Below are 16,648 nucleotides of genomic sequence, written 5' to 3'. Positions count from 1 at the left end.
CAGGGGCGGCCAATCTGCGCCAGACCGGCCGCCCTGCCCGTTATTTTTACGCCGCGGAATGCCGGTTACAGCAGGTCCTGGAACGGCTCCGACTGCATCCAGCCCATGGTCCGGTTCACGGGCCAGAGGGTGGGATAGCGAATGAAGTCGACATGTCCGTCCATGTACAGGACATTCGAGCCGCCGGGCACGTGGTTGAATTCCTGTCCCACGTCGGCGCTCACCCAGTCACACTGCACCCAAAGCGTGCTTTGCGCCTTGCTCGCCGCCGCCGGGTTATTGATGTCCGTAATCAGGAACCGCTCGATGCCTTCGCGGAACCGGTAAAGGGTCGTTCCGAAGCCATCCGCGTTCTGGATGTCGTCATCCAGCTTGCGAATGAGAGCATCGATTTCGGCGAGGTTATTGGGCTGAGTTACGTTGTCCGTGAGTCCGTACACAACATTGAACACGGAAAAGAGAACCGAAACCAGCTTGGGGTTGTTGGTCAGCAACCAAGTAAGCGCGCCTGTGGCGTCGACGCCGCCGGGCACATCCTTGTTCGTGAGACCCGGAAGCACGGTCGCCCAGCCAAGATAGAGGTAGCTGGTCGTGCCGCTGTCCGTCTCGCAGGGATAGAAACGCGTGTTGGGCACGCCCTCCGTGGGCGCGAAGGAAGTCCCGTTCCAGACCTGTGCCAGGTCATTGGCCTCGTCATAGACCACCGCGGGGTCGCTGCCCGTCGTAGCAGAAGGACACAGCGTGATGCCGGGATCATTCAGGTACTCGGGATAAACCTGGATAGTGTTGACAATGAACTCGGGGTCCAATTCGCCGATAAGCGGATTGTCTTCCCAAGGCTTGCAGCCGTACACATTGTTCGTCGGGAATCGCTCGCCGGGGTCCTCGTTTGCATACATCTTGTATACGAGCCCGAGTTCTTTCAGATTGTTCTGGCAACTGGCCCGGCGCGCGGACTCGCGGGCCCGCGCCAGCGCGGGAAGCAGAATGGCGGCCAGGATACCAATGATCGCGATAACCACCAGCAGTTCGATGAGTGTGAAGCCTCTGTTTCTCATACCCGGTCTCCTTATTGCTGACAATGGCGAATGTGCCCGCGCCCGCACGATGCGGGCGACTGGGCGCGGGGAATCTTCGACCGTGCTGGGAACAACGCACGGATACAGGCACGGCGCTTCCAGCCGTAGTGACATCCTGACGGCACTCCAGCTGTTTACGAACTTCACACTTCATAAGTACCATAAAAGCGCAGTTTTCGTCAATAGCCATTCCACAAAACAGGATATATGCGAAAAACGCGACTCTGGGGCGTCATCAAGGCCGGTACATATCGATAAAAAGGAAAAAGCCCGAGCACAAGACGGCACTGAGCGGTGGGATGCCGAACTCACACGCGAGGCCAAGGGAAACGAAGGATGCTTTGACTCCGGTTTTCCGGGGGCTCAGGGGGTATCCGCAGGGACTTCCTTCGCGATACCGTTCTCGAAGTAGACGATGGTGTCGCGTCCGCTGGCCTGGTGTTTCGAGATACTGAGCACGCGATGCTCGGGTCCGGCGGACACGCTGGTTTCGGCGAAGGTGCGCGCGGCGTGTTCTTCATCGAAAACCTCGACGTTGATGTTATCGTACGCGTCGAGTTCCATCCGGAGGTCGCGCCCGAGCGCAATGATGTCCTCGCGGTTGCTGTGCCGTGGCACGAGGCACACCATTCCCTTCAGCGAGGACGCCTCCCCGCGCAGCACGGCGTCGTCTTCGGGTTCGCGGCCCCATTCCGCAATGACCTCATAAGAAAACGGTTCGGGGACGGCGATAGCCGCGTCATCCGGGGTCTGCCCCGCGCCGTCGGCGTCTGGAGCGGCGCCGGAGCCTGCCGTTCCCGGAGCCGGTTCGCCGGCCCGGTCGAGCATCCGTTCGACGGTCTCGCCGAGCACCTCGGCCACGAGGTCGTCGCTCGGGCGGGGCACGGCCGGGAATACGGAGTCCGGCGCGGACGCCTGCAGGGCATACACACGCTGTAATTCCGCGCGCAGCTGCGCGTTCTCGTCCTGAAGTTTGCCGACGACGTCCTCGATGTAATAGTCCAGCGTGGACCGCAGATAGCGCAGTTCGGAGCGCACTTCACGCAATTCATGGCTCAACCGGGCCAATTCGGCGGCGGTATCGCCCGAAGGCGGCGGCTCGGTTTCATCGGGTTCGGGCGTTCCGGCGGGTGCGGCCTCGGTCAGGGCGAAGGCCATGCGTTCGGCGACCCAGTCGAGCCAGGGAACGGGTCCGTGCGGCGGCGAATCCTGTGCGAACACGGCCGCCGCGGCGCCCAGAACGGCCAGCGTGGCTGCCGCGCGCGCGAGGCTATATGGTCTGCCTGGTGAAACGGGTTTCATCCTGTACCCATCGGAATGTACCATGGCGCGGTGTTCTATGGTAGAACGCACACCCTGCCCTGAATCATGACACAAACCGGCGGCGCGGTGAAACTTCGCCGGGATGCGCAACGGGACCCGCCGCGGCCCCGCGACCGCGCCATGCAGTTGCGCAAGCCGGTTTCGGCCACTACAATGACGCGCGCATTGGGGCAGAGACGAAACACGGCATGGCGTATCTAACACTATCCGAGATTTACCGGCGGCGGGCTCTGGCCCTGTCCTTTGAACTCTTTCCGCCCAAGACGGAAGAAGGGCTGGACAATCTGTTTCAGCACCTGAAGGAACTCGCGGGTTGCGACCCGGCGTTCATCACGTGTACCTACGGCGCGGGCGGTTCGACGCGCGACCGCACCCTGCAAGTGCTTGCCCGCGTCATGCGGGAGTATCCCGCGCTGCCGGTCGCGACGCACCTCACGTGCGTGGGCGCGTCGCGCGATGGCCTGCGCGCGTATTTGCTGCGGGCGCAGGAACTCGGCATCCCCTACATCGTCGCCTTGCGCGGCGACCCGCCCGGGGGCGACCGCACGTTTCAGCCGCATCCCAACGGCCTGCAACACGCGGAAGAGCTTGTACGCCTGATTCGCGGTGAATTTCCGGTGTTCAGCGTAGCCGTGGCGGGTTATCCCGAGATGCACCCGGAATCACCCAGCCGCGCAGCGGACCTCGAATATCTCAAGAAGAAGGTGGACGCGGGCGCGGACGCGGTCATTTCGCAGCTGTTCTACGACAACGACGATTTCTACCGTTTCCAGGACCGCTGCGAGCGCGACGGAATCCACGTGCCGGTGGTGCCGGGCATCCTGCCCGTGACGAGCCTGGCGCAGGTCAAGCGCATCACGTCGATGTGCGGCGCCTCGCTCACGCCAAAGCTCATCGAACGCCTGGAAGCGCACCCGGACGAGGAGGGCCAGTTCCTGGTCGGCGTGTACTACGCGGCGCGCCAAGTTGAGGAACTGGTGCAACACGGCGTGCCGGGTGTGCATTTTTACGTGCTGAACAAATCCCGCGCCGCGGCGTTTATCTGCCGAGCCTTGACCCTGTCTCCGCGCGGGTAAGGAGCAACGGATGACCACCTGGTTTGAACCTGTGCGGTGCAGCGTGCCCCTCGAAGCGGCGGAGGTGCTGGCCGCGTGCCCGGGATACCATCTGGCGGGCAGCGTGGAGCAACTCGCGGACCTGGCCTGTCGCGACGCGGTCAACGGCTGGCATGAGGTTGCCTATGACGTGCCTGGGAAGGGCCGGGCCGTCGAGGCGCGCGTGTGCCGCGCCCGCAACGGTATCGCCGCGAACTACCCCGAGCCGTACATGCGCCGCCGCGACCCGGATTGCCTCTTCGTCGCGGATGCGTCGCCGACGGACAAGCCGCGTTTCCAGGAGCGGTTTCAGAGGGACTTCGGCGCAGTTCGCGAAGAGACCTTTGCGTGGTTGAAAACCCAGGAACTGGCCGTCTTATTCTTCGTGGCGGGCGCGCCCGGCAAGGGCGTGGATTCGATGGTCATCGCGCCCGCGAACGCGGGCTTTTTCGCGTTCGGCCTGGCGCTGCTCCAGGGGATACTGGCGGAACCGCCCGAGCGGTTCTCGCCGAAGTCGGTGATCTATGTCGCGCCGCCGTTCCGGCATACGCACTTCGGCGGCAGACAGGTCGTCGTGCACAACCGTACGCGCAGTCTCTACGAACTGTTCAGCTACAACCTGTATCCGGGCCCGAGCGCGAAAAAAGGCGTCTACGGCGTGCTTATCCATTTGGGCGAGGAGGAGGACTGGATCACCGCGCACTGCTCGACGGTGCGCGTCGTGACGCCGTACGACAACCAGGTCACGATCATGCATGAAGGGGCCAGCGGCGGCGGCAAGAGCGAAATGCTCGAACACATTCACCGCGAAACCGACGGGCGGCTCCTGCTCGGCGTCAACACCGTTACGGGCGAAAAGCGCCACCTGGTCCTGCCGCGCGCGTGCGACCTGAGGCCCGTCACGGACGACATGGCGCTGTGCCACCCGTCGCTCGACCGCGGCGACGGCAAGCTGGCGCTGATGGACGCGGAAGACGCCTGGTTTGTCCGCACCAACCACATCACGCACTATGGCATTGACCCGCATCTGGAAGCAGTCACCGTCCATTCGAAATATCCCCTGCTCTTCCTGAATATCGACGTGGCGCCAGGGGGGACGGCGCTGATCTGGGACCACATTGAAGACAAGCCGGGTCAGCGCTGCCCCAATCCGCGCGTGGTCCTGCCGCGTCAGGCCGTTCCGGATGTGGTCAGCGGACCCGTGCGCGTGGACATACGGAGTTTCGGCGTGCGCACGCCGCCATGCACCGCTGCCGCGCCTTCCTATGGCATTCTTGGCCTGTTCCACGTGCTGCCGCCCGCGCTGGCGTGGCTGTGGCGGCTGGTAGCGCCGCGCGGCCACGATAACCCGAGTATCGTTGATTCCGAGGGCATGAGTTCCGAGGGGGTAGGCTCCTATTGGCCCTTCGCCACCGGGCGCCGCGTCGAGCAGGCGAACCTGTTGCTCGACCAGATCCTGAGCACACCCGAGGTGCGGTACATCCTGTGCCCGAACCAGTACATTGGCGCGTGGCACGTCGGGTTCATGCCGCAGTGGGTCGCGCGTGAATACCTGGCGCGGCGCGGCGGGGCCTGGTTTACACCGAAACAGGTGGTCCCCGCGCGATGTCCGCTCCTGGGTTACGCGCTCGATACGGTCATGGTCGAAGGCCACACGCTCGAACATTGGATGCTGCAGGTGGAGACACAGCCGGAGGTTGGCGAAGCGGCCTATGACCGCGGCGCGGGCATCCTCCGCGAATTCTTCCACGAGCAACTGCGCGCCTATCTGGAAGTGGACCTGATGCCGCTGGGCCGCCGCATCATCGAATGCTGCCTTGACGATGGCACTTTAGACCACTATCTCGGCCTGATAGAGGCCGCGTCGCTGGTCGAAGACCGGGACTGAGCGCCACGCGCTATCCGCGCCGCACATTGAATTACGCCGTGCGTCACGTTATGATATAGCCCACAGCATGCGGAAGCCGGTATTTCTGTAACTCATTGTTCTGTAACAGGTTACAATTGTGCTCGAAGACCTCCTGCGTCTCGGGAAGCCCATATGAAATTAACAGTCATCGGCGGCGGCAGTTCCTATACGCCCGAACTTCTGGACGGGCTTTTCCTGCGGCTCGAACGCATCCCTGTTTCGGAAGTCTGGCTGATGGACCTCGACGTGCAGCGGCTTGGCATCAACGCCGCGTTTGCGCGGCGCATGGCCGAAGCGCACGGCGTCGGCATCGGCATCCGGGTAACGACGGACCTTCGCGAGGCCGTGCGCGGCGCGCGCTACGTCGTCACGCAAATCCGCGTCGGCGGCATGCAGGCGCGCATCGCCGACGAGAAACTCGGCCTGCGCCACGGCCTGATCGGCCAGGAAACGACGGGCGTGGGCGGCTTCGCCTGCGCGTTGCGCACGATCCCGCGTATTCTGGACATCGCCCGCGTCATGGAATCGCTTGCGCCGAACGGGTTCCTGGTCAATTTCACGAATCCCGCGGGCATTAACACGGAAGCGGTGCTGCGGCACAGCGCGATTCGCACCGTCGGCCTGTGCAATGTGCCCATCGGCATGATCATGGACATCGTGAAGCATCTCGGCGGCGCATGGGACGACTACGAACTCGACTACGTCGGGCTGAACCACCTCTCATGGGTGCGCCGGTTCGCGCGCCGCGGAGAAGACATCACCCAGGCCGTGCTCGAGAAGTTCTTCGAGCACGCCCGGGACGAATGGGAAGAAGAAGACACGCGCGAGAACATGATCGCCGCCATGAAGAGCCTCGGCATGTTCTGCAATTACTACCTGCAATATTACTACTCGACGGACACGGTCCTGCGCACCTTGCAGGCGAAGCCCAAGACCCGCGGAGAAGAGGTCGTCGAGATTGAGAAGGCGCTCTTTGCCAGGTATCAGGACCCGCGGACGCGGGAGAAGCCGCCGGAACTGAGCAAGCGCGGCGGCGCACACTATTCGACCGCCGCGTTCAACCTGCTCGAGGCCGTCGAGAACAACCTGGGCAACCGGCAAATCGTCTGTTGCCGCAACAAGGGCGCCGTGCCGTCCTTTGACGACGATGCCTCCGTCGAAGTATCCGCGATCATCACGAATTCGGGGGCGGCGGCCATCCCGCAGGCCGCGCCGGAGCCGGTAATCCGCGGGCTGATGCAGCAGGTCAAGGCTTATGAGACGCTGACGGTCGAGGCGGCGGTGACCGGCGACCGCGAAACGGCGTACCAGGCGCTGCTGGCGCATCCGCTCATGCCGAACGCGACGGGCTGCCGCGCTCTGCTCGAAGACGTACTCGAAACGAACAAAGCGTACTTGCAGGAAACCTTCTATGGAAGGGGGACCCCATGAACACGACTGCGTTGTACGAAACGAGTTTTCCGGGCCTCAAGGCGAATGCGCGGGGAAAGGTGCGCGATATCTTCGACCTTGGCGACCGGCTCCTGATCGTCGCGACGGACCGCCTTTCCGCTTTCGACTGGGTAAACCCCGTGCCCATTCCGGACAAGGGCCGTATCCTCACGCAGCTTTCGCTGTGGTGGTTTGAGCAAGTGGCCGATATCGTGCCGAATCACCTGATCTCGGCACAGGTGGCCGATTTTCCGGCCCAGTTTCAGCCCTATGCGGCCCAGTTGGCCGGGCGCTCGATGCTCGTGCGCAAATGCCAGATGTTCCCGGTTGAATTCGTCGTGCGCGGGTATCTGGCGGGCAGCGGCTGGAAGGAATACAAACAACATGGCGCGGTCTGCGGCATCCGGCTGCCCGGGGGGCTGCGCGAGGCCGACCGTCTCGAAGAGCCTATCTACACGCCCGCGACCAAGGCCACCGACGGCCACGACATCAACATTTCGCCCGGGCAGGCCGGGGAAATCATTGGCCGCGAATGGAACGAACGCGCAAGCGCCGCCGCCATCGCCGTATACCGCCGCGCTCGCGATATCGCCGCCGCGCGCGGGATCATTCTGTGCGACACCAAGCTCGAGTTCGGCGTGGCCGGCGGCGCGCTGGTCCTGGCCGACGAAATCCTCACGCCGGACTCGTCGCGCTTCTGGCCGGCCAGCCAGTACGCGCCCGGGCGCAATCCGCCCAGTTTCGACAAGCAATTCGTGCGCGACTACCTGGAAACGACGGGCTGGGACAAGAACTCGCCCCAGCCGTCGTTGCCCGAAGATATTGTCGCGAAGACCCGCGCGAAATACCTGGAAGCGTTTACCTTGTTAACGGGGAAGAGGGAACTCTGACGATGCTCGACCCGCGCGCGGCCCATAGGACGCGGCGTTTGCCGCCCGTATACCGGCATCGCTGCGTGCCGGAAGAGGCGGACGACCATCTGCACGACGAATGCGGCATCTTTGCGGTTCATGGCCATGCCGAGGCGCCGAACCTCATCTATTTGGGCCTGTACGCGCTCCAGCACCGGGGCCAGGAAGGCGCGGGCATTGTCTGCTCCGACGAAGGCGTCCTGACTGCCCACCGCGGCCTCGGCCTGGTTTCAGACGTGTTCAGGCGGCACAAGCTCGCGCGCGTGCGCGGCACGCACGGCATCGGCCACGTCCGGTACTCGACCTTCGGCTCGAACAATCTGAAAAACGTGCAGCCGCTCGTCGTTGACTATGCGCGCGGCGCCATGGCGGTCGCGCACAACGGCAACCTGGTCAATGCCCAGCATCTGCGCGACGGTCTCGAAGAGATCGGCGCTATTTTCCAGTCCACCACCGACAGCGAAGTCATTCTCCACCTGATCTCCCGATCCTCCGAAGAATCGTTTACCGACACGGTCATCGACGCGCTTCAGCGAGTGCAGGGCGCGTTCTCCGTGCTCGTCATCAACGGCGAGGAAATCGTGGCCGCCCGCGACCCCTTCGGTTTCCGGCCGCTGTGGATCGGCCGGCTCAACGACGCGTATGTGGTGGCCAGCGAGACCTGCGCGCTCGACATCATCGACGCCGAATGGGTGCGCGAGGTCGAGCCCGGCGAGGCGATCACCTTGTCGAAGGACGGGCTGCACTCCCGCAAACCGTTCCCGGCAGAGCCCATACGGCAATGCATTTTCGAATTCATCTACGTGGCGCGGCCCGACAGTTTCATCTTTGGCAAGAGCGTCGACACCGTGCGGAAGAATCTCGGGCGTTACCTGGCGCGCGTTGCGCCCGTCGAAGCGGACCTCGTCATGGCAGTGCCCGACTCGTCCAACCCCGCGGCGCTGGGCTACGCCCACGAGTCCGGGCTGCCGTTCGACATGGGTTTCATCCGCAACCATTACGTGGGCCGGACGTTCATCGAGCCGGATCAGGGCATCCGTGACTTCGGCGTGAAGATCAAGCTCAACCCCGCGCGCGAAGCCGTCGGCGGCAAGCGCATCGTGCTCATCGACGACAGCATCGTGCGCGGCACGACGGCCCGCAAGATCATTAATCTGCTGCGGCGCTGCGGCGCGCGCGAGGTGCACTTCCGCGTCGCTTCGCCGAAGATCATCAACTCCTGCTACTACGGCATCGATACACCCAACCGCACCAAGCTTATCGCGCATAACATGAGCGTAGAGGAAATCCGCGAGTTTCTTGGAGTCGATTCGTTGGCCTATCTGCCCGTGGAGGCCCTGCTCGAAGCGACGGGCTGCCCCAAGGACCACTTCTGCCTCGCCTGCTTCGACAACGAGTATCCCACGCCCACTCCGGATGACTTCGAGAGCCACGCGCCCATGCCGCGCCACGTCGACCACAGCACCGAACTGCTCGGGCTGTGACCGCGACGCCGTTGTTCGTAGTTCACGCGCAGGTACCCGAGATCTCCGCGCACATCTTCCACGCGGAAAGAGGCGCCTGGAACTCCTCGGAAGCCGGCGGCCGCCGCAACTCCTGAGGCCTGCCTACCGCTCGTTGTCACTTCCCGAGCCGCGCAAGAGGTCCGCGCCGTGGATGACCTGCAGGGGCAGTCCCCGGGGAGAATGACGCATCTGAAGGCGCGCCGCGCCAGCGCACCAACGCGTCTCCCGAGGGGGCCCTCCGAGAATTGACCCCGGGGAAGGGAATTTCGCATACTCTGCTGGCGCAGGGGGCTGAAACGCCGGCGCTGCGCGGGGTGTTTCCGTGGCGCGATGTTGCCCGAGGGAGGCATGTTATGGACCGGTTGGCGGATCGGTTTCTGTCCGGCTATGCCGGGATGAGCGATGACGAGATCTTCGTCCTGGTGGTATGCGGGGTGCTGGTTCTCGCAGGCTTGCACCAGACGCGCGTGTCGTCGTATCCGCGCCAGTACACGGAACGGCACCCCGGCATTGGCCTCATGCGGCTGGCGGTGGCCGCGTCCCTCATATGGACGGCGCTCGTGATTCATTACTATGGAGACCCGAGCATCAAGGGCATTTACGTCACCTTCTATATCGTGATGGCCTACGCGGCCGTCAAGGTTTTTGGCCAGGTCGGCGCACAGATGTTCGGGGTACGGCTGGGCGGCGACGTTTACGAGCGCAGGAACGTGGCGGGGGCGCAATTCATCGCCGGGTTCACGCTCGCGACGGGCATTGTGTTCGGCGGCAGCCTGTGGGGCGAGGCGGACCCGCTGAGCGACGCCGAAGGCGGCTGGTGGATTCCCGTGGGCTTCTTCCTGCTGGGCTGGGGCACGCTGGTAGTCGCGACGGCGCTCTACATCTGGCGCGAGCCGGGCCGGTTCCGGCAGCAACTCTGCCAGGAACGCGACAGCGCCCTTGCGTGGAGCGTTGCCATCTACGTGGTGAGCGCTTCCACCTTGATCCTTGAAGGCGTGGCGGGTGATTTCTGGGGCTGGCGCCACGGCATCCTGGACACCGGCACGATCGCGCTGATGCTCGTGGGGCACGAGGTACTCCTCTTCATGGGCCGTTCCGCGCCGCGGACGGCCGCGTTGCGCGTTGTCGAGCGGGCCGTGTACATCGGGCTCGCCGTGGTGGCCTGGGGCCTGAACCGGATGATTGACCAGTTATACATGGGAGGGTGACGGTGCGTATCCAAGCCCTGGCCGTGGAGCCCGGTCAATTCGAGGCGCTCATCGAGGAGATGCGGTTCCGCTATCACAAGTGGGATGCCTACGTGGGCGGCACGCTGCGCATCTTGCCCGAAGCTCTGGTGCTGACGCCCGCCGAGCACGAAGACGCGGTCGCGTGCTGCACCGGCATCCACAACGTGCTGGGGAAACTGGAGGCGAGCATCCTCAATGAGCCGCGCCTGATGGACCGGCTCGGCATCTCCGCGCCGGTGCAGGAGGTCATGCGCGCCGAGACCCCGCACCCGCGCGGCATGTCGCGCTATGACCTCATACCGACCGCGTCGGGTTGGATGGCGCCGGAGTTCAATGAAGACGCGCCCGGCGGGTTCAACGAATCCATTGCAGGCAGGGCCCTGTTCGCGGGGCTGCTTCCCGGCGCGACGGTGCCGGGCGATTTTGCGCGTGCGTTCGTGGACATGCTGCCGCCGGGCGGGCGCGCCGGGCTGGTGTACGCCACGGGATACTCGGAGGACTTGCAGCATGTCCTTATTCTGGCCGCCTTGCTGCGGGAGCGGGGCATCGAGCCCGTGCTTGCGTCGCCCAGCCATCTTGCCTGCGGCCGTTTCGGGCATCCGCGGCTTCTCGGAAAGGCGGTAGATTACATCATCCGTTTCTTCCCGGGCGAATGGTACGGATACCTGGAGAATCTCCGGGATTGGCGCCGGGCCGTGGCGAAAATCCCCGTCATCAACCCGCTGTCGCGGCTGGTGCGGCAGAGCAAGGGCCTCTACGCGCTCTGGCGCGAGGAAGCGCTGCTCGGTCCGGAAGACACGGACCTGATGAACCGGCACACGCCGCACACGGAGTACTTCCGCGCGGACCGCGCGGCCGAATACGTGTCCCAGCGCGAGGAGTGGGTGCTGAAGAGACTCTACGGGCGCATGGGCGACGCCGTGACCATCGGCCGGCTGTGCCCGCCCAACGCGTGGGAGCAGGCCGTGACGGAAGCGGCCAGGACTCCCGCTGCGCACATCGCGCAACGCGCGTTTACGCCGGTCTCGGTGCCGGACGGCACGCGCCGCCTGTTTCCCGCTCTTGGCGTGTATTTGATCGCAGGATCGTTCGCAGGTTACTACAGCCGGGCGGATGAACTCGGCTTTACCACTCACGAGGCCTACTATGTGGTCACCGCTGTCAAAACTCCTTGAAATGATTGGCCGCGTCCGGTTCCCGTTTCTGCGCGGAAGGACCAAGGTCGTAGTCGGGCGCCCCAGCATACAGGATGCGCGCGGCACCGGAGACTGGCGCAACTTCCTCGACGCGCGCGCGTTGTCGCGCGTGTGGGGGCCCCACGCGCACGGGCCGTGGACCCCGTTCCATTGCCTCACGCTCTTCGTGTCGCTCGACTACCTGGACCGGGAGTCCGTGGGCCCCTGTGGCGCCGATCCCTGGCCCGTGCAGGCATTCCGCATGCCGGAGTGGGTCGACAGCGCGACCATGCTCGTGGTCGACCTGCCCGGCCCCCAGTCGGCGGCGCTCGGCGCGGCGCTTGGCGTGGCGGGCTGCGACCTCGTCTGCACGTTCAACAACTGGCCTCATCCTCAAGGCGTGATTCGTCCCGAGGAGACATTGGCCGTGCTGTTGCGCTACGCATCGTGGCTCGCCGCGGAACGCAGCGCCTTCCCCACGCCCGCGCCGGTGGCCTGGCTGTGCGACGCCGGCCGGCTCGGCGGGCGCGCCGGCAAGCCCGGGGAATTCGACAACCGGTATTACATCGAAGATTCCATCATGCCCGGCCCGAACTTCCTGCGCGCGCGCGGCATTACGAAAGTGATCTACGCCTCCTCCTCCAGCGGCGCTCTGCGGGCCGACCTCGGCGTCCATTTGCATGCCTACGGCAAAGACGGCTTGTACGTGGGCCAGGCCGTCGCCACGGAGGATGGCCAACTGCAGGGCCCCGAACCCATGCATTTGCCCGAACCGTCCTTCAAGACCACCGGTTTCTTCCGGTCCTCAGCGGGCGGGTTCGGCGCGCCCGTGCCGCATCCCTCGTCTGGCGGGTGAACAACGGCAAGTGCGCGCGCGGCTTGGCGGGCGACATAACACGCCGCCATCTGCATGTCCTTCCGCGTATAGGCGGAAGAAGAGCAAGCAAGCTTGCGCCCCCGAAAGCGACAGCAAGCCGTCGCGGTCCAAAGGGCCACGGTTACGGCGCGGCGGTCATTTTCTCCGCCAAGGCCTTGATAAACAAGCCGCCGATGACGGGGCGGCCGGTGAAGCCGACGCGCTTGGCCGTTTTCGTATCGTACCAGTCGGTGAGCGGGACGCGGTCCGGCGTTTCCACCAGGAACCTGAACGCGGGCGCGATGATCGCCTCGAAATCCGCGCGCGATTCGGCGAGTGTCGCCGACCAGAAGGTCCAGTCGAGCTTGGTGTAGTCCTTGCGGTTGTCGAGCGGCATACCGTAGGGGTTTTGCACGCGCAGGTAGTACGCCACTTCCTTGCGGGCTGCGTCGGCGGGGAACAGGTTCAGGCCGAGCATGCGGTCCCAGACGAGGTTGTATTTCTGGCTCCAGGTGCCGGGCTTGTCGAACGCGAGCCGGTAATGGTCGCCGTCGTCCGCCATTGTGAGCCACTGCCGGGCCATATCCGCGGCGAGCGCGCGATAGGTCTGCGCGTCGTCCGCGCGGCCCGTCATCTCGCACAGCATGCCGTAACCGCCGAGCGCGAGGATGGCCTTGACGCTCAGGTTCGCGTTGTGCGCGAGATGCCCCGCGAAATCGTCGGTGCAAAGCTGGTTCTCTGGGTCCAGGCCCTTCTCGCGCAGGTACTCTGCCCATTTCGTGATGACCGGCCACCACGCCGCCGCGAATTCCGCGTTGCCGTCGATCCTCGCCATCGCGGCGAGCAGGATCAGCATGTTCGCGCTCTCTTCGACCGGCATCTGGTTCTCTTTCGTCTTCTCGCCGCCGCCGTAAACTTGTCCGTTGGCGAGGGGATACGTGCCGAGGTCGTGCGGCGCGAACGGCCACGGCCACCGCTCGGACGCCGCGTAGTCGAGCACGGGCTTCAACTGCGCCTTGAGCATCGCGGTGTTGAAATACAGGTAGATCGGCGCGGCGGGGTAGATCACGTCCACGGTGGCGATGCAGCCGTTGCTGTGATTTTCCTTGGGGAACATGAGCGGCTCGCCGCCGGCGCCCGCGGCCAGCTTCTGCGCGGCGAGCGCGGTGCGATACGCGAGCGAACAGAGAGCGGCGTGCTGGTCGCCGCCGATGCGGCGCATCTCGCCGACCACCTGCTGATCGAAAGCGCGGCAGCGCGCGGCGAGGTCCACGTATTGCTCTTCCGCCGCGGTCAGCAGCGCGCTGAATTCCATGCCGTTGCGCTGCCAGTAGGGGCGCAGCCTCTGTCCGAACAATTCAATCGAATAGACGTCTTCGTAAGCCAGCAGGACACGCCGCGCGACGGGCTGATCGCTGACCGCGCCCAGGTCGTACTGGACCGCCAGGACCGGCCACGCCTGGTCCACGGGCCGCGGCATCTCGCCGTCGTCCGTTGCGGGCAGCGCGCCACGCTTGACGAACCCGCCGCGCGCCACGGTGTCCGGCGCTATCACGGCGGTCTGCCCTTCCATCACGGGTGCGGACAGAAAGAAATAACCCCAGTCGATGCGGCGGTCGTCGCCCGCATGCGCGAGCACGGGCTGTTCTTCGGTGCCGATGCGCATCGCGTCGAGGCCGCCGAAGCGGAATCGGGACCACACCACCTCCTGCGAGGGCTTGTTCACGGCCCATTCGCCCGATGCGTCGAAGTAGAGCGAGACCTCATGCGGTTTGCCGTCGGTGGCGCGCGTCTCGAATATTACGTAGGTAACCGGGCGGCTGACGAGGTCGAGGTCGTCCGGCAGCAGCGGCGAAAGGAAAGAGACCGTCAGCGCGACGCCGTCCTGCTGAAAATGGTAGACGGTCCGGGTGGGCCAGACTTCGACGCCCGTCTGCTGCATGGCCGCCGTGTCGGCGACGCCCATGCCCGCGAAACGGTACGTCTTGCTGTCGATGCGCGCGAGGCCGCACAGGGCCATCGTCGCGCCCGTCCAATGCGTTGGCCACGCGTCCGTGAGCCGGTCCGCCTGCGACCACACGTTGAAATAGGGGTCATGGGCCACGAGCGGGAACGCGGGCGCGCGGAACGACAGCAGGGAATCGTCCTGCGCCGCGGCGGTGGAAACCGCCGTCAATATCGAAACAGCAAGCATCGCCACACGCATGGATACCTCCTCCCGGAAACCGCGCGAACACGCGGCCAAGGTCCGGCTCATTCTGAACGGGGCAAGCGCCCGGATCAAGGCTTGGACCATATTTTGGCACGCCGGGTCGCGGCAGTCACCCGCGCTGTTTGGGTGTGTCCATGCGGAAAAGGTACTATAGCCGCGCCCCGGCAAGTATTTTGCTGAAGTATCCAGCCATGAGTCGCGCGGAATGATCCAGAACGGGCCGATAGTGAGCGTCCGCAATTTACGGACCTATTTTCACACCGACCAGGGCGTCGCCAAGGCCGTGGACGACGTGTCGTTCGACGTCCCCGCGGGCAAGACGCTCGCGCTCGTGGGCGAGAGCGGCTGCGGCAAGAGCGTCACGGCCATGTCCATTCTCCGGCTGATTCCGGCGCCGCCGGGCCGTATCGAGGGCGGCCAGGTGCTGTTCGAGGGCCGCGACCTGCTCACGCTGCCCGAACCCGAAATGCGCCTGCTGCGCGGCAGCGCGATCTCGATGGTGTTCCAGGAGCCGATGACGTCGATGAACCCCGTATTCCGCGTCGGCGCTCAGATTGGGGCCGTGCTGCGTCTGCACGAAGGACTGGATAAGGAGGAGGCGCGCCGCCGCGCGCTTGCGCTGATACAGCGCGTGGGCATCCCCGCCGCGGAACAGCGCATCGACGATTTCCCGCACGAGATGTCGGGCGGCATGCTGCAGCGCGTCATGATCGCCATGGCGCTCGCGTGCGGCCCGAAACTGCTCATCGCGGACGAGCCGACCACCGCGCTCGACGTGACGATCCAGGCGCAGATTCTTGATCTGCTCCGCCAGCTTCAGGCGGACCTCGGCATGTCGATCCTGCTCATCACGCACGACCTTGGCATTGTCGCCGAGATGGCGCACGAGGTCGTCGTCATGTATGCGGGCAAGAAGGTTGAGCAAGCGGCGCGCGTCGAGGAACTGGTCCGCGCGCCGCGGCACCCCTATACGCAGGGATTGTTCCAGTCGCTGCCGAGCATGCAGGAGCCGCACAAGCGGCTGCACACCATTCCGGGCACGGTGCCCGCCGCCACGGACTTCCCCGCGGGCTGCCGGTTCCATCCTCGCTGTGCGCACGCCATGCCCGTCTGCCGCGAACAGGAGCCGCCTTTGTTCGAAGTCGCCGGGCAGCACAGTAGTGCCTGCTGGCTGCACAAGGAGGAAGGATCCGCTAGACGGGAGTGACCTGCCGAAGCGGCGGGAAAGGCCGGACGAGTCGGACGGGACCGTAGAGACCATGGCAAACGAGTTATTGACAGTCGAGGGCCTGGTGAAGCACTTCCCGGTGCGGAAGGGGGTGTTTTCGCGCGTTGCGGCGCAGGTGCGCGCCGTGGACGGGATCAGTTTCGGCATTCCGTGCGGCAGGACGCTCAGCCTCGTCGGCGAGAGCGGCAGCGGCAAGACAACGGCGGGCCGGTGCATCCTGCGGCTGATCGAGCCGACGGCCGGGCGCGTCGTATTCGACGGAAACGACGTGACGCAACTGAACCGGCGCGCGTTGCGGCGGCTGCGCAAGCGCATCCAGATCATTTTCCAGGACCCGTTCGGCTCGCTGAATCCGCGGATGACGGTGTATTCGGTGTTGTCGGAGGCGCTGCGCGCGCACGGGTTGCGCCGGGGCGCGGCGTGCCGCGAGCGGGTCGACGAACTGCTCGGGCTGGTCGGCCTGTCGCCGGAGGCGGCGCACCGGTATCCCCACGAGTTCAGCGGCGGGCAGCGGCAGCGCCTGGGTATCGCGCGCGCGCTGGCGGTCGAGCCGGACCTCATCGTCGCGGACGAGCCGGTCTCGGCGCTCGATGTCTCGGTCCAGGCGCAGATCTTGAACCTGCTCGAAGACCTGCAGGCCCGGTTCGGGCTTACCTATCTGTTCATCGGCCACGACCTGAGCGTGGTCCGGCACAT

Annotated in this window: 13 protein-coding genes; 10 read left to right on the top strand and 3 right to left on the bottom strand. The window is 65.0% G+C overall.

All coding sequences use genetic code 11. The annotated features are described in order from the left end of the window. Positions 1-65: 65 nt before the first annotated feature. The gene (locus KA184_13700) at positions 66-1,058 is read right to left on the bottom strand and encodes a DUF1559 domain-containing protein (protein ID MBP8130628.1); all 993 of its coding nucleotides are present in this window, start codon (positions 1,056-1,058) and stop codon (positions 66-68) included. 384 nt (positions 1,059-1,442) lie between these two features. Beyond that, a complete protein-coding gene (locus tag KA184_13695) occupies positions 1,443-2,405 on the bottom strand; it encodes a hypothetical protein (GenBank protein MBP8130627.1) in 963 nt (320 codons plus the stop codon). Between the two features lie 185 nt (positions 2,406-2,590). On the opposite strand from KA184_13695, the gene metF reads away from it, so the two are divergent. The 8 genes from metF to KA184_13655 all read left to right on the top strand — a co-directional run bounded on the left by metF (position 2,591) and on the right by KA184_13655 (position 12,512). Continuing rightward, a complete protein-coding gene (gene metF, locus KA184_13690; protein ID MBP8130626.1) occupies positions 2,591-3,478 on the top strand; it encodes a methylenetetrahydrofolate reductase [NAD(P)H] in 888 nt (295 codons plus the stop codon). Positions 3,479-3,488: 10 nt separating this feature from the next. Next, positions 3,489-5,384 (top strand): DUF4914 family protein, encoded by a 1,896-nt coding sequence (locus tag KA184_13685; protein MBP8130625.1) that lies wholly within the window; start codon positions 3,489-3,491, stop codon positions 5,382-5,384. A 153-nt stretch (positions 5,385-5,537) separates the two neighbouring features. Then, positions 5,538-6,836 (top strand): 6-phospho-beta-glucosidase, encoded by a 1,299-nt coding sequence (locus KA184_13680; GenBank protein MBP8130624.1) that lies wholly within the window; start codon positions 5,538-5,540, stop codon positions 6,834-6,836. After that, positions 6,833-7,726 (top strand): phosphoribosylaminoimidazolesuccinocarboxamide synthase, encoded by an 894-nt coding sequence (locus KA184_13675; protein MBP8130623.1) that lies wholly within the window; start codon positions 6,833-6,835, stop codon positions 7,724-7,726. Before KA184_13680 ends, KA184_13675 begins: the two co-directional genes overlap by 4 nt. A gap of 2 nt (positions 7,727-7,728) precedes the next feature. Continuing rightward, complete coding sequence (locus tag KA184_13670) at positions 7,729-9,231, top strand: amidophosphoribosyltransferase (protein MBP8130622.1); 1,503 nt, start codon at positions 7,729-7,731, stop codon at positions 9,229-9,231. Positions 9,232-9,605: 374 nt separating this feature from the next. Continuing rightward, positions 9,606-10,460 carry a hypothetical protein gene (locus KA184_13665; protein MBP8130621.1) on the top strand — a complete coding sequence of 285 codons (855 nt, stop codon included), beginning with the start codon at positions 9,606-9,608 and terminating at the stop codon, positions 10,458-10,460. Between the two features lie 2 nt (positions 10,461-10,462). Then, complete coding sequence (locus tag KA184_13660) at positions 10,463-11,656, top strand: glutathionylspermidine synthase family protein (GenBank protein MBP8130620.1); 1,194 nt, start codon at positions 10,463-10,465, stop codon at positions 11,654-11,656. Then, the gene (locus KA184_13655; GenBank protein ID MBP8130619.1) at positions 11,628-12,512 is read left to right on the top strand and encodes a hypothetical protein; all 885 of its coding nucleotides are present in this window, start codon (positions 11,628-11,630) and stop codon (positions 12,510-12,512) included. Before KA184_13660 ends, KA184_13655 begins: the two co-directional genes overlap by 29 nt. 142 nt (positions 12,513-12,654) lie before the next feature. Here KA184_13655 and KA184_13650 read toward each other — a convergent pair whose 3' ends face one another. After that, entirely contained in the window at positions 12,655-14,718 is a 2,064-nt protein-coding gene (locus KA184_13650; GenBank protein MBP8130618.1) for a DUF4965 domain-containing protein, read from the bottom strand. Between the two features lie 211 nt (positions 14,719-14,929). Here KA184_13650 and KA184_13645 point away from each other — a divergent pair, with 211 nt between their 5' ends. Next, a complete protein-coding gene (locus tag KA184_13645; protein MBP8130617.1) occupies positions 14,930-15,931 on the top strand; it encodes an ABC transporter ATP-binding protein in 1,002 nt (333 codons plus the stop codon). A gap of 52 nt (positions 15,932-15,983) precedes the next feature. Beyond that, a partial coding sequence (locus tag KA184_13640; protein MBP8130616.1) for an ABC transporter ATP-binding protein occupies positions 15,984-16,648 on the top strand: 665 nt, incomplete at its 3' end.

The sequence above is a fragment of the Candidatus Hydrogenedentota bacterium genome, assembly GCA_018005585.1.
Lineage (GTDB): Bacteria > Hydrogenedentota > Hydrogenedentia > Hydrogenedentales > JAGMZX01 > JAGMZX01.
This window is presented reverse-complemented; position numbering and strand designations above follow the sequence as displayed.